Annotated in this window: 21 protein-coding genes; 12 read left to right on the top strand and 9 right to left on the bottom strand. The window is 62.9% G+C overall.

Features of this window, described 5'->3' with window-relative positions; translation table 11 throughout:
- Positions 1-133: 133 nt before the first annotated feature.
- From MKL09_RS00345 to MKL09_RS00330, 4 genes are all read right to left on the bottom strand, one after another.
- Positions 134-388, bottom strand: coding sequence for a DUF6894 family protein (locus MKL09_RS00345; protein WP_244016920.1), 255 nt, complete (start codon positions 386-388; stop codon positions 134-136).
- Positions 389-454: 66 nt separating this feature from the next.
- Positions 455-1,243: a Crp/Fnr family transcriptional regulator gene (locus tag MKL09_RS00340; RefSeq protein ID WP_244016918.1), complete on the bottom strand. Its 789-nt coding sequence runs from the start codon at positions 1,241-1,243 to the stop codon at positions 455-457.
- 461 nt (positions 1,244-1,704) lie between these two features.
- Positions 1,705-1,953 (bottom strand): hypothetical protein, encoded by a 249-nt coding sequence (locus MKL09_RS00335; protein WP_244016916.1) that lies wholly within the window; start codon positions 1,951-1,953, stop codon positions 1,705-1,707.
- A 115-nt stretch (positions 1,954-2,068) separates the two neighbouring features.
- Complete coding sequence (locus MKL09_RS00330) at positions 2,069-3,004, bottom strand: LysR family transcriptional regulator (RefSeq protein ID WP_244016914.1); 936 nt, start codon at positions 3,002-3,004, stop codon at positions 2,069-2,071.
- A gap of 160 nt (positions 3,005-3,164) precedes the next feature.
- Here MKL09_RS00330 and MKL09_RS00325 point away from each other — a divergent pair, with 160 nt between their 5' ends.
- Positions 3,165-3,725 carry an OsmC family protein gene (locus MKL09_RS00325; protein ID WP_244016912.1) on the top strand — a complete coding sequence of 187 codons (561 nt, stop codon included), beginning with the start codon at positions 3,165-3,167 and terminating at the stop codon, positions 3,723-3,725.
- Between the two features lie 122 nt (positions 3,726-3,847).
- Here the strand turns inward: MKL09_RS00325 and MKL09_RS00320 are convergent, their stop codons facing one another.
- The gene (locus MKL09_RS00320) at positions 3,848-4,813 is read right to left on the bottom strand and encodes an IS481 family transposase (RefSeq protein WP_244016910.1); all 966 of its coding nucleotides are present in this window, start codon (positions 4,811-4,813) and stop codon (positions 3,848-3,850) included.
- Between the two features lie 686 nt (positions 4,814-5,499).
- Entirely contained in the window at positions 5,500-5,709 is a 210-nt protein-coding gene (locus MKL09_RS00315; RefSeq protein WP_244016908.1) for a hypothetical protein, read from the bottom strand.
- A 295-nt stretch (positions 5,710-6,004) separates the two neighbouring features.
- On the opposite strand from MKL09_RS00315, the gene MKL09_RS00310 reads away from it, so the two are divergent.
- From MKL09_RS00310 to MKL09_RS00295, 4 genes are all read left to right on the top strand, one after another.
- Positions 6,005-6,334, top strand: coding sequence for a YciI family protein (locus MKL09_RS00310; protein WP_244016906.1), 330 nt, complete (start codon positions 6,005-6,007; stop codon positions 6,332-6,334).
- Between the two features lie 89 nt (positions 6,335-6,423).
- Positions 6,424-7,167, top strand: coding sequence for an SDR family NAD(P)-dependent oxidoreductase (locus MKL09_RS00305; RefSeq protein ID WP_244016904.1), 744 nt, complete (start codon positions 6,424-6,426; stop codon positions 7,165-7,167).
- On the top strand, positions 7,109-7,678 hold the full coding sequence (locus MKL09_RS00300) for a pyridoxamine 5'-phosphate oxidase family protein (RefSeq protein ID WP_244016903.1): 570 nt from the start codon (positions 7,109-7,111) through the stop codon (positions 7,676-7,678). The genes MKL09_RS00305 and MKL09_RS00300 overlap by 59 nt, the downstream gene beginning before the upstream one ends.
- Positions 7,675-7,824 carry a hypothetical protein gene (locus MKL09_RS00295; protein ID WP_244016901.1) on the top strand — a complete coding sequence of 50 codons (150 nt, stop codon included), beginning with the start codon at positions 7,675-7,677 and terminating at the stop codon, positions 7,822-7,824. Before MKL09_RS00300 ends, MKL09_RS00295 begins: the two co-directional genes overlap by 4 nt.
- A gap of 87 nt (positions 7,825-7,911) precedes the next feature.
- Here MKL09_RS00295 and MKL09_RS00290 read toward each other — a convergent pair whose 3' ends face one another.
- The gene (locus tag MKL09_RS00290; protein ID WP_244016899.1) at positions 7,912-8,250 is read right to left on the bottom strand and encodes a hypothetical protein; all 339 of its coding nucleotides are present in this window, start codon (positions 8,248-8,250) and stop codon (positions 7,912-7,914) included.
- A gap of 335 nt (positions 8,251-8,585) precedes the next feature.
- Here MKL09_RS00290 and MKL09_RS00285 point away from each other — a divergent pair, with 335 nt between their 5' ends.
- From MKL09_RS00285 to MKL09_RS00265, 5 genes are all read left to right on the top strand, one after another.
- Positions 8,586-9,329 (top strand): Crp/Fnr family transcriptional regulator, encoded by a 744-nt coding sequence (locus MKL09_RS00285; protein WP_244016897.1) that lies wholly within the window; start codon positions 8,586-8,588, stop codon positions 9,327-9,329.
- A complete protein-coding gene (locus MKL09_RS00280; protein WP_244016895.1) occupies positions 9,326-9,580 on the top strand; it encodes a hypothetical protein in 255 nt (84 codons plus the stop codon). The genes MKL09_RS00285 and MKL09_RS00280 overlap by 4 nt, the downstream gene beginning before the upstream one ends.
- 96 nt (positions 9,581-9,676) lie before the next feature.
- The gene (locus MKL09_RS00275) at positions 9,677-10,240 is read left to right on the top strand and encodes a hypothetical protein (RefSeq protein ID WP_244016893.1); all 564 of its coding nucleotides are present in this window, start codon (positions 9,677-9,679) and stop codon (positions 10,238-10,240) included.
- A gap of 640 nt (positions 10,241-10,880) precedes the next feature.
- The gene (locus tag MKL09_RS00270) at positions 10,881-13,241 is read left to right on the top strand and encodes a putative bifunctional diguanylate cyclase/phosphodiesterase (protein ID WP_244016891.1); all 2,361 of its coding nucleotides are present in this window, start codon (positions 10,881-10,883) and stop codon (positions 13,239-13,241) included.
- Between the two features lie 180 nt (positions 13,242-13,421).
- A complete protein-coding gene (locus tag MKL09_RS00265) occupies positions 13,422-13,751 on the top strand; it encodes a hypothetical protein (protein ID WP_244016889.1) in 330 nt (109 codons plus the stop codon).
- Between the two features lie 614 nt (positions 13,752-14,365).
- On the opposite strand, the gene MKL09_RS00260 is transcribed toward MKL09_RS00265, so the two are convergent.
- Both MKL09_RS00260 and MKL09_RS00255 read right to left on the bottom strand, forming a co-directional pair.
- The gene (locus tag MKL09_RS00260) at positions 14,366-14,647 is read right to left on the bottom strand and encodes a hypothetical protein (protein WP_244016887.1); all 282 of its coding nucleotides are present in this window, start codon (positions 14,645-14,647) and stop codon (positions 14,366-14,368) included.
- 24 nt (positions 14,648-14,671) lie between these two features.
- On the bottom strand, positions 14,672-15,064 hold the full coding sequence (locus MKL09_RS00255) for a DUF2059 domain-containing protein (RefSeq protein WP_244016885.1): 393 nt from the start codon (positions 15,062-15,064) through the stop codon (positions 14,672-14,674).
- Between the two features lie 752 nt (positions 15,065-15,816).
- Between MKL09_RS00255 and MKL09_RS00250 the strand changes: the two genes are divergently transcribed.
- Positions 15,817-16,296 (top strand): PAS domain-containing protein, encoded by a 480-nt coding sequence (locus tag MKL09_RS00250; RefSeq protein ID WP_244016883.1) that lies wholly within the window; start codon positions 15,817-15,819, stop codon positions 16,294-16,296.
- Between the two features lie 470 nt (positions 16,297-16,766).
- Positions 16,767-17,183, top strand: coding sequence for a PilZ domain-containing protein (locus tag MKL09_RS00245; RefSeq protein WP_244016881.1), 417 nt, complete (start codon positions 16,767-16,769; stop codon positions 17,181-17,183).
- The last annotated feature ends 87 nt before the right edge of the window (positions 17,184-17,270 follow it).

Raw genomic sequence — 17,270 nt, 5'->3', positions numbered from 1 at the left:
AGGGCCATGGCAGGCTTCATCTCACAGCCGCTCGCGCCCCGAAGCGATGGCGAACGGTACGTCACCTTCGCACAGGATAGGGGCAAACTATGATCTATGTTGGAAATTGTTCGCCCCTCGCCGCCTGATCCGATCACGGGCTGATGGCGTGTGGGATATGCCACTCACCGACCAAGGCGAGTGAGGCGGAGTAGACCACCGTCCCGTCCTCATCGCGCACCCGAACCGAATGGGTGCGACGATCCCGGTCCGGGGACTTGTTCCGCGCCATATCCGGGAGGGCATCCAACGCCTCGATGCGCGCGGCATCGTTGCTGGGCAATTCGAAGCCCTCGTCGTCCTCATGGCGGAAGTGGCCGTCGTCGGTGTCGAAGAAATAACGCGGCATGAGATATCCGGCCTCACTCAGGCGGGAGCATTCGCATCTCTCAGCCGCTGATGCCCAAATATTCGATCAGCGATGTGTTTGGTTCTGCCTCATTCCGAGGCTGAGGTTTGTGGCTTGTGTTGGTGAGGACGAAGATTTTTTCGCTCTTGGAGTGTGATGTAGGTAGGTTGGGACGAAATCGCAGAACGCTTTCAGCCGAGCGACATCCGGGATCTCAAGGCGACGCTTCTTGAGGACGATCATGCCTTCGGATCGCAGGTGCTTCATCACGCGGTTCACGTGAACAGGCGTCAGACCGAGCATGTCGGCGAGGTCGATCTGGGTGAAGGGCAGGGCATACCCGTCCTTCTCCGCCAAGCCGACCACGCTCAGGCGCAGTAGCAGTTCACAAAACAGGTGTGCCATCCGTTCGGCGGCTTCACGCCCTGCCAAGCCGACGAGCCACTCGCGCAGCACGGCTTCATCGACGAGGGTCGCCCACCAGAGGGTATGGGCGATGCGGGGATGGTTCTCGGTCAGGTCGCGGATGGTGGAACGCGAGATCTCCACCACGGTGCATGGGGTCAACGTGGCGATCGAATGGTCCATCTCATCCAGGATGGCGACGTGCAGGTCGCAGAAGTCGCCCGGCACCATGAGGGCTGTGATGTGGCGCTGACCCCTTGGCAGGATCTTGTAGCGGCAGACGAAGCCGGAGAGGACGAGATGCACGTTCTCGGGCCGGTCTTCCTGGGTGGTGAGATCCTGACGGGCTGGGACCTGTCGGCTATGCAGGCTCGCGCGCCGCAACGTCTTGAGATCGCCCTCGGTTAGTCCGCCCGCGATGCTGAGCTTGCGGATCAGGGTATCGATCATGGCTCATGACGCGCTCTTCGGCGGTCGTTTCGCCCAGATCCGGACGGCGTATCGCAATTATGCGGGATAGACTTCGAGATCAGCGCACCGAGAGACACGCGATTTAGCGATACCATACTATCATATATTGTGTTTCTGGCAGCGCATGTGATTGGGTACAGTTCCAGACCTGCGGGCCACGTTGGGTCCTATCGTGGGCGGGCCTGCGGCTCCCCACATGTGAGAGATGATCATCTTCAAGCCAAACCCTCACAAGCTGCGGGTTACTCCCTCCTCAAAGGAGCCGAGCCGGTTCGATTGGTCGGTCATGCGGGATGATATAGTCGTGCGCCAGTCGGCTCGCTCATTCGGCTCGGAGGGAGCGTCAGAGGCGAGCGGCGATGCGGCGTTTCGAGAAAACACGTCGCAGTGGCTGAGCGGGCGCTAGACGCCGTCTGTTCGGAACTGACCTGGCGCGACGGCTACACCCGCTCCTGTTGCGCGAGCATGATGGCGGCGCGGACGGCAGCTCGCAGAAGCTCTGGGCTCGCCCAGGGCTGGCCGATCAGCGTGTTGGCGAAGGGGTGGTCCGCAACGGCCGCGGCGGGGTCGATCCGATAGCCCTCTGCGAACGAGATGTGGCCAGAGCTTGGATCAGCCATGTAGGCGTTCACCAAGGCGGCGACGTCGTCCTCGACGATATCAAGGGTAGCGCACAGGTCGAGCGTCATGGACCGTTTTGCCATGGCGATGCCCTAGCCGCTTCTCGATTAGTCGGCTCTGATCGAGGTTAAGCCGGCGCGTTCAGTTGCGCCACGTCTCTGTCAGGCATGGCTGCCGGCGGGATCAGGACCGAACGCTCACGGCCCGGGTGTCCTGTTCACCCGTATCTTTGGGCTGAAGTATCGGAGCGAGCATGTGGACGCATTCCGTGATGTGGGTGAGCACCACCCGGATCCGCGGTGTGTCGCGGTTGTCCTTGTGGACGAGGAGCAGGATGTCGGCACTCGGCGGTTCGGTCGGCACCGAGAGCCGGATCAATCGGGGCTCCGCATCCGCGCGGAACCGCGCCAGGCATGCCAGGCCCCCGCCATTGGCCGCCGCGACGACGGCGGCCTCGTGGCTGCTGGTCTGAAGGACCACCGTCGCCCGCGAGGCCATCTCGGTCAGCCACGCCGACTGGGTCATCTCCTGGGTATCGTCGAGCTGAGTGATGAGGCGGTGCCCTGGGCAACCGTCGTCGAAATCCGTCGGGCCGTGGTCACCCAGGTATTCGGCCGTCGCGTAGAGTCCGAACGCGATGCCACCAATGCGCCGCAGGATGAGGTCGTATTGTTCCGGCTGGCGCAATCGAACCGAGACGTCGGCCTCCCGCATCGACAGGCTGAGTTCCCGTGGATTTGGAATGAGCTCGATCATCACGTCGGGATGCATCGCGTGGAGGCGAGCGAAGCTCGGGGCCAGGACATGCGCCGCCATCGTCTCGGCGCAGGTGACGCGAACTAGTCCCCTCAGTCGGTTATCGCGACCGCTGACGTCGTGTTCGAGTGCCATGGCCTCCGTTTCGAGCCGTTCTGCCTTCATACGGACGGCGGCACCCGCCAAGGTTGGCACGTAGCCGTCCGGAGTGCGATTGAGCAGCCGGACCGCCAGCGTCGCCTCCAAAGAGGTCAGGCGGCGTCCGACGGTTGATTGCGAGACCTGCAGGACCTTGGCGGCTGAGGAGAGCGTGCCGTGCCGGGCGAGGGCTAGGAAAAACCTCAAGTCGTCCCAATCGAGCATCCGCGCACCACCATCCGTTTTTGCGGCTCCCCTCGTCAATTTTGACTGCCGACTTCTTGAATGGAACGCCTATACTCAACGCACGACGATCATCAACGCAGAAATATTTTTATGGCCTGCTAAAATAGGCCCTGGATATCCGCGGCAAAGGAAAACAATCATGGCATTACCCCCGATCAAGTCAGGATCCCCACTCTCGGACACCATCGACGGGCGTCGGCTCCAAGCTGTCATCGCCGACGGGAAGTTAGACCCGGCCGCAATCCGCACGCTACGATGCCGCACGGTCGCGCAGGGGCGCCTGCGCCAACTCAACTACATCCGGGACCTGCCGCCCCAGCCGGTGATGGAGGATGAGCCCGATGGCTTGCTCGGCGAGACGACCGCGCCGAACGCCTCCGAAGCCCTGCTGGCTGCCTTCGGCTCGTGCCTGTCCATCGGCATCCATGCCAATGCCCTGGCGCAGGCCATCCCGATCCGGGCGCTCGAACTTAATGTCGAGGCGGACATCAACACCACGGCGGCATGGGGAACGAGTGACCTCCACCCTAAGACTATCGGCTTCGAGGCGATCCGGGTCTCGGTGAAGCTGGATGCGGACGCATCGCGCAAGGTGCTTGATGCCCTCGTGAAACACGTGGTGCTATGGTCCCCGGTGGCTAACACCCTGCACAACCCGGTGCACCTCGACGTCACACTGCAGCGGTTTGGGAAGCTCTGAGCGGGCGCGGGTATCCCATGGGGACTGCTATTCCTCCTCCTTGAGGTAGCGGCAGAGGATCTCGCCCGCGGCCCTCAGCCCATAGGCCGAGGCGCTTTCGCGTTCGCCGGGCGGGACGAACTCTAGGTGTATGGTCCCGGGATGAGGTGTGACGGATCGAGTCTGGAGCGTTTGGGCTGTTTGGTCCAGACCTGAAGGACATGCTCGTAGGGCGTGAGGCCGCGCAGGGTCTTCAGCCGACGGGCATGGTTGTAGGCGTCGACGAACAGCTGCAGGTGCGCCCGGAGCTGGTCGTGGGTGTCGTAGTGGTAGCGCTTGACCGTGGCGTCCTTGATGGTGCGGTTCATCCGCTCGACCTGACCGTTGGTCCACGGATGGTTGGGTTTGGTCAGGCGATGCTCGATGCCGTGCTCGTGGCAGACGCGATCGAACATGTGCCGGCTGTAGAGGGCTGTCGGGCCTGAGCGGTTGCGCGGGGCGTGGCAGAATTGCACCCCGTTGTCGGTCAACACCGTGTGGATCTTGTACGGCACAAACGCGACCGGAGCGCGGAGGAAGTCCGATGCCGTGTAGCAGTTGGCTTCAGCTTCCAGCTTGACGAAAGCCAGCTTTGAGGTCCGGTCGATGGCCACAAACAGGTAGAGCTTGCCCTGTTCCGTCCCGACCTCGGCGATATCGATGTGCATGTAGCCGATGGGGTAATCGGCAAAGCGCTTCTTCTTGGGCTTGTCGCCTTCCACTTCCGGCAGGCGGCTGATGCCGTGTCGCTCAAGGCAACGGTGCAGCGACGAGCGGGTCAAGTGCGGGATCGTCGGCTGCAGGCCGTAGAGGCAGTCATCCAGCGGCAACAGGGTGTGCCGCCGGAAGGCCACGATGACGGCCTCCTCTTCTGGGGTCAGAACCGTCGAACGGGGCTGCTTCGGACCCATGGCGGCATCGCCTGTCGTCTGCCGAGTTCGCCACTTCTGGATCGTCGTCGGGCTGACGCCGTAGCGCTTGGCCGCCGCTCTCACGCTCTCTTGACGTAGCTGAATTGCGCGACGGACCGCCTCCGTCGTGCGGGCGCTGCCGTGAAGAATTTGGCCCATAGCGCATCCCTGGCCGCATGGTGGTCAACCGTACCACCACTCCGCGGGATCAAACACCTAGCGGCGCCTCTCCCTCGGGGCCGGATGAGAATTCGTCGTGGGGCATGCCCGCCTGCGCTACCTCGCGCTCGGCATCTAGAGCACGGTCCGTAAGAATGGGGTCGGAATGTTCCGCAACCACGGCCATGTTGGTCGCTCTCCGGTTGTCATTCCGCGACGTGCGGCTACGGCAGCATGAAGACGGTCGGATGACCGTCGAAGACGTTCGCGAGCACGCACGACAGGCCGATGCCGGTCACCAGGACGGTGACCGCGATCGCCACCAGGCTTCGTTGCCATGGCGCATTTCTGAACGATGCCATGATCAGCAAACGTGCGACCTTGGTCCGTCTGGCCGGTACGGATGCCGGTGGCGAACCGGCCCTGGATCGCGTCGGATACCGTGGCCGGAGGTGTCTCATGCAGGTGCTTTGATGCTCCGGTCCGCCATCGCGGAAAAGACCTTTTCGGCCTCGTCCGCCGCTCGGATCGAATGCTCCGCGATGGATCGGCTATCCTTAAGGATATGTTCTAGGTTCTCCCGGACAAGCTCGCCGTGGATCGTGCTGAATTAATGGGCGGATTTAGCCTGCATCCGGCGCTCCATGCCGTCATTATTTCGCTTCCACTGAGTCTGGACTCGGCTGTCACGGCGACGGCATCTCCCGCCGGTAATCGTCGAGGATCTCGCTTTCGATCGCTCGGCGCTGGACGTCCTCAAGGTTGGGAAGGATGTCGCCGTCCGATGCGTCGCGCGCCGAGATCAGCGTCACCACGCCTGCTATCGTCTCGAACGCGACCAGGACTTCCTCCTGGGCGTACAGGTCGTTGGGATCAATGCAGACGTGGCTCGGCATCGGCGTCCTCCGGCAACAATACGGGGTCGAGGCAGTGGCGCTTCAGGCACGCTCGTGGTGCCAACCCCGTAAAAGCCCAATACGCGGGAGTATGATGGGGCAAGATCTCCACGCATTTGCCCGACGACCGTAAGATCGCCCGGACCCTCAGTCTAGCAGGATGCCGGGACGGACGGTCGAACCGATTACGGTTAGCGACTATGCGTAAAAGTGGGACGCAACGACTGCATATCGAATTGGGTCAGGCGTACAACATGTCATTCGACAGCGCCGAACATATTCGAGACATGCGATCATGATCGACGAGAACGGACCCCATTATTTTGTCGTGTTTCACAGTCCAGGGCCGAAGTGGGTTGAAGGCACAGCTTACAATGAGCAACCCGACTTCCAGGATCACGTCGCCTACATCAGCGACTGTCACGATAAGGGCATGATCGTACTCAGTGGCCCGTTCATGAAGACGGTTGGCGGCCTGTCCGGGAAACTGGCATCCGGCGGCATGGCGATCTTCAAGGCCGCGGATCTTGACGAGGCGACGAGGTTCGGGACGGACGATCCGACGGTCCAGTCCGGCATGCTCGACGTCGAGATCAAGACTTGGTGGGTCCCGTTTCACGACTGACCGCGCCCCGGGAAGCTGATCCAGTACAGCGCTGTCTACCACTCCCTTTCACCAGGGAATGCTTCTGATCAACAACTTTGTAGATCGATATGAGCAAGCTTGAAGGACGGGTAGCCATCGTCACCGGCGCCTCGAAGGGCATCAGAGCCGGGATCGCGCTGCGCCTGGCGGCAGACGGGGTCAGCGTCGTGGTCAACTACGCCCGCAGCGAGGCCGCTGCAGAGAAGCTTGTCACGACAATCAGGGCGGCCGGCGGGCACGCCAAGGCGGTCCAGGCGGACGTCTCCCGGTCCGTGGAGATCGACGCGTTGTTCAACAAGGCGACCGCCTCATACGAGCATGTCGACATCTTGGTCAACAACGCCGGCATCTACGAGTTTGGTGATCTCGCCAGCATCACGCCGGAGTCGATAGACCGCCAGTTCGGCTTGAACGTGAGGGGGCTGATCCTTGCGACACAGGCGGCGGCAAAGGTGTTTCCTCAGACCGGCGGGGTCGTGGTGAACATCTCGTCCGGTGCTGGCGTCACGCCGATAGCCGGGGCGCAGGTCTACAGTGCCACGAAAGGGGCGGTCGACAGCCTGACCCGCTCGCTCGCGCTCGAACTCGGGGCGCGCGGGATCCGAGTGGTCGGCATCGCCCCGGGCATCGTCGCGACGGAAGGAACGAGCGGGTTGGGCGAGGAGGGTATGGCCCCGTTCGTCGCACGCACACCGCTCGGCCGCGCTGGTCAGCCGTCCGACATCGCAGCCGCGGTCGCCTTCGCCGTTTCCGATGATGGCGGTTGGATCACCGGTGAGACCCTGCAGGTCGGCCGCGGCTTGCGGCTTTAGCGGTGATCCCAAAGGCTTGACGATGCTGACGCAGGACATGAAGGACACCGTGCATAAGCAGCGGCTCGGCTTCGTCGCAACCGTCTCGGAGACGGGGGAGCCGAACCTCTCGCCGAAGGGGACCTTCGTGGTCGTGGACGACCGGACGCTCGCATTCGGGGCGATCCGGTCGCCGGGGACGATCACCAACCTTCACCATCGGCCTGGCATCGAGGTCAATTTCGTCGATCCCATCCGTCGAAAAGGGTTTCGCGCAAGGGGGACCGCCACGGTCCACGCCCGGGACACCGACGTCTACCGTCTGCATCGCGCGCGTTTCGATGGCTGGGGTTCGCTTGCCGATCGCATCGGGCACATCGTCCTGATAGACATCTTCGATGCCGCGCCGCTCACGTCACCGGCCTATGACGACGGGGCGAAGGAGGCCGACCTACAGGCCCACTGGTCGGCGATCCTGATGTCTGACGATTTCGGCTCGACCGCCATGACGAACCCGGCAACGATGGTTTGATCCTCCGGATCGAGAATGCGCTCTACGAGTTCCTCGACGAGCCCGGCAAACCGGTCCAGGTTCTCGGCATCGTCGACTTCAGAGCGCAACTCGACGATCAGATCGCGACGGGCGCCTCAGCAAAAGTCGCCGCCAGGGGCGCCTAATCTCATAGAGACACCGGGGATGCATACCGCATCCCCGGTTCCGGAACCCAGGTGAATGGGGCCGGAACGTCTACCGCTGGATCGAACCTACTTTTTCGATGCGCCCGCATCCTTCGCATTTATCGAGCCCGTGGCCGAGGGCTCACTGGCGAAGCGGAGCATGCCCTCGGTGTCGATGACGAGCTTGTCGCCTTTGTCCACCGAACGTCCGTATCCGGAGCCCCGGACGCGAAGCTCGCACCCGCCGTTGCATTCGACCTCAGTCGAGGCACCCGCGGCCAGCTTCTGATCGGCCTGGGTCTCGCCTTGGTCCACCGTGAGGGTATGCTCGGCCTTGTCCTGGTTGGTCACCGTGATCGCGAACGCCGGCGACGCCGCCAACATCGTGCCGGCCAGGAAAACCGCTGCCATTGAGTTACGCTTCATGTCTCGTCTCCATCCGTTGGCATTTCGCCATCGTGACGGGGATGTAGGGCCGGGCGGCAGTTACCTGCCCGAAGAACATCGCCCCGAGCCCAAGCAATTTTGCGGAGCAGCTATCCATAATTGCAGTCGTGCCCTCCATCAGTTTCACCTTAACTCGCCAAGGTCGTGAACGCCTTACTTGTGAAGCCCTGAGGCAATCGCAAAGATTCTTAACTCAAGTGTGTTCGCAGAACAGACATGCTGTCTACATCTGAGTGATCGTCAGCCACTCCGGAACAGGTGCTGCCGCCTGGGAGAGCCGTGTGCTTCCGCCTGCGACGCGAGGCGATGCCACGATGGCTTCGAAGCTCCCCCACGTGCTCCACCCGCTCATCCGCAAGCTGGAGAGCGTTACCCGCCTCTCGGATAAGGAGCGGCATGTGATTGAGGCTCTGCCGGTCCGTGTGCGGACCCTCTCGGCGCGACAGGACATCGTGCGGGATGGAGACCGGGCGACCCAGTGCTGTGTCATCTTGGAAGGCTGGGCTTGTCGGTACAAGTTCCCAAGCGAGGGACGCCGCCAAATCTTCTCGTTCCACATCGCGGGCGACATCCCGGATTTGCAGAGCCTGCATATCCCGCTGATGGATCACACCCTCGGAACGATGACCCAGGCTACCGTGGCGTTCATCCCGCACGAGAGCATGCACGACCTCACGGCCCGCTTCCCGAGCATCGCGGCTGCCTTCTGGCGGGATACGCTGATCGACGCGGCGATCTTCCGAGAGTGGTTGATCGCCATGGGCCGCCGCCCGGCGTTCGAGCACTTGGCCCACCTACTCTGCGAGCTGTACTTGAAGCAGGAGGCAGTCGGTCTGGCGGGTGAACACCGCTGGCCGCTTCCGATCACCCAGACCGATCTCGCCGACGCTACGGGGATGACGGCCGTGCACATCAACCGCGTACTGAAGGAGATGCGCGGTCGCGGACTGATCACGCTGCACCGGCAGACGCTGGTGGTTAAGTCGTGGGAGGAGCTCGTCCGAGCCTCCGAGTTCGACGCGACCTACCTGCACCTGCAGAGGCGAGCGGCGGGATGACCCTGCAGCTCCAGCCGGTGCGTGTCGCCACCGGCAGTGAAGACGGCGACGGCCAGCTCGTGTTCGCGGGTGGCTTCCTCGTGGCGGTCTTGGTGCGGCTGTCCGACCAGCATGGTGCCGACGTGGGCTTGTGGTTCCTGGAGGCCGGGTTCGGAGTGACCTCGGTAGCGCGCGCGCCGCTGTTCTTGGACCTGGATGCGGCTCAGGACTGGATCGAGCGGCACCTCGGGACCAAGCGGGTCAGCGTGTAGCTCGAACTATGGGGCTGGAGGGCTGTCAGGGCCATCCTGGCGATGACCGGAACCAAGTTGCCGCCCCGGTCCAGCGGTTTTGGCGACGAGCCGGACATGCCCGAGCGCGACGCCGCTCTCTACGCCGCCCCCGGTACGCTGGCGTGGCTGGAGTACGTCGACCTGTGGCGCATCGGCTGCGGGCGCAGCAACTACACCACCGATGGGCGGCTGGCGCTGGACATTCACGCTGCCGCGGCTGCTCGACCGCCGACCGCCGCACCGGCAGAGCCGCAAGCGCCCAGCCTGGTCGGCATGCTCGACCTCACGTCCGCTACGATCGACGAATTGCGGGACATTCAAAATATAGCCAAGCACGTCGGCGCCGCGGCCTACGCCTACACCTGGGGGCCGCGCTGCGGAACGCGCGGAGGGCGCTACGGGGCGGTAGAGCCCAACGGCATCGGCAAACTGATGCACTGGCTGGGCGACGCCCTGACCGATGTCGAGACCGCGGTCGACAAGGAGGTCGTGCGCCGCATGCCCGACAGTCACGCAGACTGTGAGACGCGGCTATCGATGCGCGCCGTTGCGATCATCGACAACGGCGATCCCGACCAGACCGCGGCCTTCGCCCGAGAACTGCTGGCCCACGCCGAGGCCGAGCGGGCCGGGCGCTGACAGGCGCCCGCCACCCTTCTGTCGCCGTGCTTACCGCCCCGGCCGGATCCCGCCGGGCACTCCCATCACACCCCGAGACCTGACCCATGGGCGACGTGCTCACCTTCCTCGCGTCCGAAACCGGCCGCTCCGGAGATCCCGGAGCCGCTGGCCGGACCTGCCCTCCGCGCCAGCTTGGAGGAGGCCGCACAGGTCGCTCTCGATGCAGCGGATCGGATCATCTCCGTGCTGGACAGCATGGACGGCGACACGGACCTCGAGGACAGCGGCGACGACGAACCGTCCCTGGCAGCGCCCGAGAACCACACCGGCTCACAAGTTACATGGCTGCGCGGGAACGATTAGGACCGAGAAGCCGAGGCGCCCGAGGGCGTGCTGCCGGAAGTAGCGGCCGAGACCCCCGAGGCGATCGTCTTGCCCTGGCGCGGCCGTGGCAATGTCATCGCAGCCGTCGGCGTCGCGCTGCTCGAAATGATTGGTGCCTGAAACAGTGTCTTTCAGTTTGTACAAGCTCTAGTTGCATTCATTAGCAGTGCTCATTCGATCACATGTACGAGATCTCAGAGCTGCGGAAGGCTTTGGATTTTTTCATACCATGTCGTTCAATAATATCTGCACGTGTGATGCGTATGGTGATGGGATGCCGACCATCCTCACCAAATTCCTCGATAGCCAGGCGCTCAGCTTCGTTCTAGCTGCGGCTACGATCTGCGCCTTCAGCGCCTGGTTACTCGTGTGCCTGATCCGGCAAGCTGAAAGCTCTTCCAGGGCCGCTCGGCGGTCGTGGATGGCTGGGATCGCGGTGGTTGCAGGAACCGGGGTCTGGACAACTCACTTCGTAGCGATGCTCGGATACCGGACCGATCTCGTCCTGAGCTACCACCTCGGGACGACGGTGCTGTCTGCCGTAGCTGCGATCGTCACTGTCGGCGTACCGCTTGCCATAGCGAACACTTTTGCAGGGGTATGGACACGGTCGGTCGCTGGCGCAGCATCAGGGCTCGGCATCGCCGTGATGCACATTACCGGCATGGCCGCACTTGAAGGGTGCGGTCAGACGCAGTCGGTCGGGTTCAACCTCCTCGCTTGCCTCATCGGCGCGACCTGCATGGCAGTAGCCTGCGGGCTGCCGAAGAGATCCAGCACCCCCCTGGTCACCGGTGTTCTCATCGTGGCCGCGGTATGTGGCACCCATTTCGTTTCTATCGCCGGCACTGTGCTCGTCGGCGAACAGGTCGATCGCCTCCTGCCAGGTATGCAGGTCACTTTGAGCATCCTCGCCGCTACAGGGGCGGCGATCCTTCTACTCGGTTCCTTCCTCGCGCTGTCAGCAGCCAAGCGCTTCGAGACACAGGAGGCGGGGCACGCGCGGGTCCTGGCGACCGCGTTGCAGAACATGTCGAACGGCATCCTCAAGGTGTCCGCCGGCGAAATCGTCGAACTCTACAACGAACGCCTGTGTGCCATGCTCAATCTCGCGCCGAGCAGCGTCGTTCGCGGCATGAGCCTAACGGCATTTCTTGAGCAGGTGGGTCACGCGAATGCATGGGATGAGGATCGGATTGGCAGGGTTCTGGAAAACCACCGAGTTTGGATGGCTAAGCATTGCGAGACCCAGGTCGAGCACAACTTCGATGACGGGCGGATATTGTCCATCACCTGCCAGCCCATCGAGGACGGCGCGGTAATGACCTTCGATGACGTGACCCGGGTAAAGCAGGCGCAGCTTGAGATCTCACACCTCGCCTACCACGATCCACTGACGGGTTTGGCGAACCGTCGCTCCCTCATGGAGCGCATGACACAAGCTCAAGGGGCCAAGCAGCCATTCACGCTCCTGCTAATAGACCTCGATCGGTTCAAGGCGGTCAACGATACCTTCGGCCACGGCGTCGGCGATCGTCTCCTGGTCGATGTCGCCGTTCGGCTACGTGAACTGGTCGGTGAGACCGGGTTCGTGTCACGCCTCGGCGGAGATGAGATGGCGGTCGTCGTCCAAAGCGATGCCTCGGCCGCCATGACGTTGACTGAGCACGTCATCGCAGGGATCGAGAAACCCTATACGTTCGACGATCTCACCGTCGTCATCGGCTGCAGCATCGGCGTATGCGGGGCACAGAATACGTCGAGCGCGGAAGACCTGATGCAGCGCGCCGACATCGCGCTCTATGAGGCTAAGCGCCATGGCCGCGGGCGGGCGGCTCGCTACACACCCGGCATGATCGAGACTATCGCCGAGCGGAACCTCTTGGAGAACGATATCCGGATCGCGCTGGCTAAAAACCAGTTCCACCTCGCCTACCAGCCGATCATGGCGCTGACGGACGATGATACCGTCGGGTTCGAGGCCCTAATCCGTTGGCAGCATCCGACGCGGGGGTTCGTTTCGCCGGCGACCTTTATTCCGCTCGCGGAGGAGACAGGCCTGATCGTCCCGATCGGACAATGGGTCCTTGAGGAGGCCTGCCGTCAGGCAACCACGTGGCCAGCCAATCAGCACGTCGCGGTTAACGTCTCAGCTGTGCAGTTCCGATCGCCGCTGATCCTCGCGCATGTCACCGCGGCGCTGGCGAAGAGCGGCTTGTTAGCAAGCAGGCTTGAGATCGAACTGACCGAGACGGCCTTAGTCGAAGACGGTCAGCAGATCGCCCATACCCTGTCGGCCTTACGTCAACTCGGCATCAAGATCGCGATGGATGATTTCGGGACCGGGTACTCATCCCTGGCTCATCTGCGCAACCTGCCCTTGGACCGCATCAAGATCGATCGCAGTTTCGTTGCCGCCGCGCTGACGGACAAGCATTCCATGGCCGTCCTTAAGGCGATCACGCAGATGGGGCGCGACATGAGCATCCCAACCCTCGCCGAGGGCGTCGAAGACGCGCACCAGCTCGACCTACTCAGGAAGCTCGGCTGTGACGCAGTGCAGGGCTACCTGATTGGGCGGCCAGAACGACCGACATCAGTACTTCCACCTACAACCGCTGTTTGTGCCGCTTAGGCTGTTCGTCTCACCGATCGCCATCGGCTTGCGCCGCACCATCGAGGCGATTGGAACTCTGATTTTGACGGAGGCGCCCGAGACAACCGCGATCGAGGTAGAGGCCCTGCGCTGAGGCGGCCGTGGGAACGCCCTAGCAGCTGCGGGCGTAGCGCTTCTTGACCTCGTTAAGGTGCGTTGATGCCGACTGCCATTCCAATCAAATCGCCGCGCTTGGCCGCACTTCGACGCCTGTCGAGGCTCGATACCGCGCGATTTCTGATCCTGATAGTGCAAATCCAATGGCACAACCGTCGCATGAAGGCGGCCAATCGGCGGGTTGATCAGTATGGCTTTGGCATCGCCGGGTTCGATCTTGCGCAGGCTGTTCTGCAGTGGCTTACGGCTCATGAGGCGATTAGCAAGCTGCTCGATGCCCCCGAGCCTGTGCACGTTGCTAAGGTTCGACAAGCGCTGTCAGCACAGTCACCCGCGCCGCCGAAGTCGACTGACACGCGTACTCACGGCTAGTGTCGTTGACGGGCTCAAGAAGCCGAGGCACGTCGCTTAGAGGTAGGAAGATCACGTGCTATTTCCGAGGGAGCTTCGGCTCCGGTTTGTCCGTTCGCGAGAGGCTCTGGATGGCTCGCGGCGCTCGACCAGCCTTCTCGGCGATCTTACTTTCTTGCTGCTCGATGAGATCTAGGGTCGGCTGATCGCCACCAAGGCGGCCAAGGATCTCTATCGGCACGCGCCGGACTTCTGCGCTGAGCCAGCAACATTGCGCCCTTACTGGTCGGTCAGCCGAGCGCTCACTTCGCATGCCAGTTCGATGGGTGGGTCACCCCACCGATCTCAATCACTCCCGTCCCTAATTCGAGCGCCCCCGCCCCGACGACAGCCATGACCGCGAATAGCCAGAACCACTGCATCGCGGGTTCCTCCTGGCTAACAAGCGTCCCCAGGCGGGTTGTGTCCTTAGCATGCGGAGATAATTCTTAGTGCGAACGACTGCGTCGTTCACCGGCCCGCAGCCGCCTCGGGGCATTCTCGGTGACGAGCCGCGTTGCGTATCGGCTCGCGGGGGTGATGTCGGTCGCTCCCCTGCCCCTATTAGATCGGGGATGTTTCGAGCGGCCGACGGGTCACGGCGCGGTCGGACGCGCCGTCATGACGACGGTCGCGACCGCGTTCCGGAACGTCCTCTCCTGCGGACCGGCTCGGTTCGCGACCTCCGCGGGGCTGACCGTCGAGGCCACGAGCGCAGCGACATCCAGACTGTGTCCGCTGCTGAAGCGATAGGGCCCGGCCGTTGGGTCGCGCATGTAGGCGTCGATTGCCGCAACGATCTCGTGACTGCTGATGCGGCCGGACCTGCGCAGGTCGGCGACGGTCGGGAGGCTGCCGTGCATGGTCGCGCTGATCATTCCCTGACGTTAACCAGATTATGTTCAGCGCGGCTTGGCCGGTCCGCCGGTCACCCACCCGTGCGCTTGAACTGCCTTGACGATCTTGCCCTGCATCTCAGGTCCGACTGACTGCATCCACTGCTGTAGACCAGCGAGCTGGATCTGGGCGAGCTGCGGCTGGGCTGCCGCGAGACGCTTGCCGGCGGGCGTGGCGTAGAAGGTCGAGATCGCCTGTAGGTCGTCTTTGCCGAGGATCGTGGCGAAGCCGCGGGCCTGGATGTCCAGCAACTCGTCGTAGTGCGCGATCAGGGTGGGCATCACGACCTCCTGGACCAGCACCTGCGCCTTATCGGGCTCCTTGATGCCGATCTGCTGCATCATGCCGACCATCGGCGCAGCCATCGCACTGAGCGTCGCAGTGCGGTCGCCCTGCATCTGCGCCACCGTCTCCCGAGCGACCTTTAGCAGGGCCGGATCCGGCGCCGCAGCCGGCGCGGGGGGGCGGGCCGTTTGCGCTAGCAAGACGCCCGGTAGCCCTGCTCCAAAGCAGAGGCTGACGAGTAGGGTCGAGAGGCGCATGCGCAGTCCGATCGCGAGGTGATCGCGATCCGACGCTGACGCCGTTCGCTCGAACCAACACCATACGGGAGGGTCAGACGATGTCGACGGCTGAAATGCCAACGTTGACTTAACCTTGCCGTCCGGCCGACATGCCATGTCCGCCTGGCGCGCACTCTGTGCGAGTCGCCGGCACCATCAGGAGATACGCCGCCGCAAGTCGACCCCTGAAAAGCCAACGGCCCCCCAGTCGCCAAACTGGAGGGCCGTCGAAATCAAAATGGCCTGTGAGGCCCGATGCACTCCTCACAAGCCATGAAGACGCCCCTGGCGTCAAGCGGGAACGCCAATTCCCGCGACGATGAGGCTTTGCCTTGTGGACCGGACGCCCTCACGGCGGCTCGGAACGACCTGTTGCGGCCCTTTCACGGGGCCGAGGACCATGTTTGCCGACGAGTTGAGGCGCACCATAGCGTGCAGGCTCGCGACGACGGGTAGGTACGGGACAGTTCCCCATGTCCTACCCGTGAAGCCTCGGCCGGGCAGTCGCGTGAGGGTCGGTGCGGCGGGGGAACTGGACGGCGGATAGCGCTCGTGCACTTCCCGCACAGTTGCAGCGTTGCCGTGCGATGACAGCTTTCGAACTGATCCGTGCATTCGCCCACGATGCCACCGTCGGCATCGTCGTCACCGATCCGATGATCGAGCCACCTGGGCCCCTTATCCTCTACGCCAACGCCGCCTTCGGCCGTCTCGTCGGGCGCGAACTCGACGACATCATCGGGCTCAGCCCCCGGTTCATGCAGGGCAAGCAGACCCGCCGGGAGACGCTCGACGCCTTCCACCGCGCTCTGGCAACTGGCGAGCGCTTCCACGGCTACCTCGCGAACTACCGTGGCGATGGCACCAAGTACCGGGCTGAGATCGACTGCCGACCTTTGCGCGCCGCCGATGGCCGCATCGAGAACTTCGTTTCGTTCGAGCGCGAGGTTCTCCGGCGGCTTGGACGCCCTGCCCCCAGCGCTGCCGGACGCTACGAACCGGTCAGCCTAAGTAACGATGTATTAACCGGGATCCTGACCGTTCTAGGTGTTTTCAAGCACACATAAGTTATATCTGAGTCTGATAGTTCAATAAAAACAACACCGCTAAAATCGAGGTTGTGTCCGTTTATTACCAATTGCGACAGTCAATTGATCTATTAATATGTAACTAACACTCGTTGCGCAATATCTTACCTAACGGCGCTGCGCGTATGCAATGCGCCCACGAGATACAGCGAGATCAGTTGCCGAGCTGAAATCGGGCGAGCTTCCTGGACCTGACAGCGGCAGTATTATGTATCAAGGTAGTACATAGATCGCTGAGGTTTAGACGGGTTGTAAACCAACTTCCTGCTACTTTTCGTTGAGTGGATGCGGGGACAACTTCCGTGCTAGATCGGTTTAGAATCACAACTAAGGGTAGATACTCTCTATCTGGTGGTGAGGACGTTCAGTGCCTCGCCGACGTGTCCGCCACTGACTTCATCGAGCTGCGCCGCCTGACACAGGGCCCCCTCCCTCAGGCTGGAGCGCGCATGATCTGCTACCTCGATGACCTCGGGATGCTCGACGGCGTCGTGCTCCATGGGCGGCCCGGTGGCTTCGTCTTTCAGCTCGTGGCCAACGCCGAGCGCCGGTCCCGGATCGAGGCGCGCCTGGAATGGATGCGCAGTGCCGACGACCGCGAGGATCAGCGCAAGGCCGCTCGCATCGTTCCAGTACACCGCGATGTCAGGATCGCGTCGCAAGGCGCGCGCGTCGCCGAAGCCTTCGTCACCGACTTGTCCATGACAGGCGCCGCGCTAGTCCTCGACAGAAGGCCTCAGGTCGGTGCGACGGTGACGGTGGGCAAGCGCTACGCGACGGTCGTGCGCCATACCCCCGAGGGCGTCGGCGTGGCGTTCCGGATGCCGTTCGGCCCGCTGACCTTCAACGAGCGTGTGATCCTCTGACGACAGACGATGGATAGGCGATGGGCGAGCTTCTGCTGATCACCGACGACATCCATCGCGGCCGACGTCTGGCCCGCGATCTCGGCG

It is taken from the genome of Methylobacterium sp. J-048, assembly GCF_022829515.1.
GTDB lineage: Bacteria > Pseudomonadota > Alphaproteobacteria > Rhizobiales > Beijerinckiaceae > Methylobacterium.
The sequence above is the reverse complement of the archived record's forward strand: the minus strand, read 5'-3'. Positions and strand labels throughout refer to the sequence as shown.

Bases quoted from the DNA above. Each gene is read 5' to 3' on its own strand.
- MKL09_RS00345 (WP_244016920.1), bottom strand. From the start codon at position 388: ATGCCGCGTTATTTCTTCGACACCGACGACGGCCACTTCCGCCATGAG.
- MKL09_RS00340 (WP_244016918.1), bottom strand. From the start codon at position 1,243: ATGATCGATACCCTGATCCGCAAGCTCAGCATCGCGGGCGGACTAACC.
- MKL09_RS00335 (WP_244016916.1), bottom strand. From the start codon at position 1,953: ATGACGCTCGACCTGTGCGCTACCCTTGATATCGTCGAGGACGACGTC.
- MKL09_RS00330 (WP_244016914.1), bottom strand. From the start codon at position 3,004: ATGCTCGATTGGGACGACTTGAGGTTTTTCCTAGCCCTCGCCCGGCAC.
- MKL09_RS00325 (WP_244016912.1), top strand. From the start codon at position 3,165: ATGGCATTACCCCCGATCAAGTCAGGATCCCCACTCTCGGACACCATC.
- MKL09_RS00320 (WP_244016910.1), bottom strand. From the start codon at position 4,813: ATGGGCCAAATTCTTCACGGCAGCGCCCGCACGACGGAGGCGGTCCGT.
- MKL09_RS00315 (WP_244016908.1), bottom strand. From the start codon at position 5,709: ATGCCGAGCCACGTCTGCATTGATCCCAACGACCTGTACGCCCAGGAG.
- MKL09_RS00310 (WP_244016906.1), top strand. From the start codon at position 6,005: ATGATCGACGAGAACGGACCCCATTATTTTGTCGTGTTTCACAGTCCA.
- MKL09_RS00305 (WP_244016904.1), top strand. From the start codon at position 6,424: ATGAGCAAGCTTGAAGGACGGGTAGCCATCGTCACCGGCGCCTCGAAG.
- MKL09_RS00300 (WP_244016903.1), top strand. From the start codon at position 7,109: ATGATGGCGGTTGGATCACCGGTGAGACCCTGCAGGTCGGCCGCGGCT.
- MKL09_RS00290 (WP_244016899.1), bottom strand. From the start codon at position 8,250: ATGAAGCGTAACTCAATGGCAGCGGTTTTCCTGGCCGGCACGATGTTG.
- MKL09_RS00285 (WP_244016897.1), top strand. From the start codon at position 8,586: ATGGCTTCGAAGCTCCCCCACGTGCTCCACCCGCTCATCCGCAAGCTG.
- MKL09_RS00280 (WP_244016895.1), top strand. From the start codon at position 9,326: ATGACCCTGCAGCTCCAGCCGGTGCGTGTCGCCACCGGCAGTGAAGAC.
- MKL09_RS00275 (WP_244016893.1), top strand. From the start codon at position 9,677: ATGCCCGAGCGCGACGCCGCTCTCTACGCCGCCCCCGGTACGCTGGCG.
- MKL09_RS00270 (WP_244016891.1), top strand. From the start codon at position 10,881: ATGCCGACCATCCTCACCAAATTCCTCGATAGCCAGGCGCTCAGCTTC.
- MKL09_RS00265 (WP_244016889.1), top strand. From the start codon at position 13,422: ATGCCGACTGCCATTCCAATCAAATCGCCGCGCTTGGCCGCACTTCGA.
- MKL09_RS00260 (WP_244016887.1), bottom strand. From the start codon at position 14,647: ATGATCAGCGCGACCATGCACGGCAGCCTCCCGACCGTCGCCGACCTG.
- MKL09_RS00255 (WP_244016885.1), bottom strand. From the start codon at position 15,064: ATGCAGGGCGACCGCACTGCGACGCTCAGTGCGATGGCTGCGCCGATG.
- MKL09_RS00250 (WP_244016883.1), top strand. From the start codon at position 15,817: ATGACAGCTTTCGAACTGATCCGTGCATTCGCCCACGATGCCACCGTC.
- MKL09_RS00245 (WP_244016881.1), top strand. From the start codon at position 16,767: ATGATCTGCTACCTCGATGACCTCGGGATGCTCGACGGCGTCGTGCTC.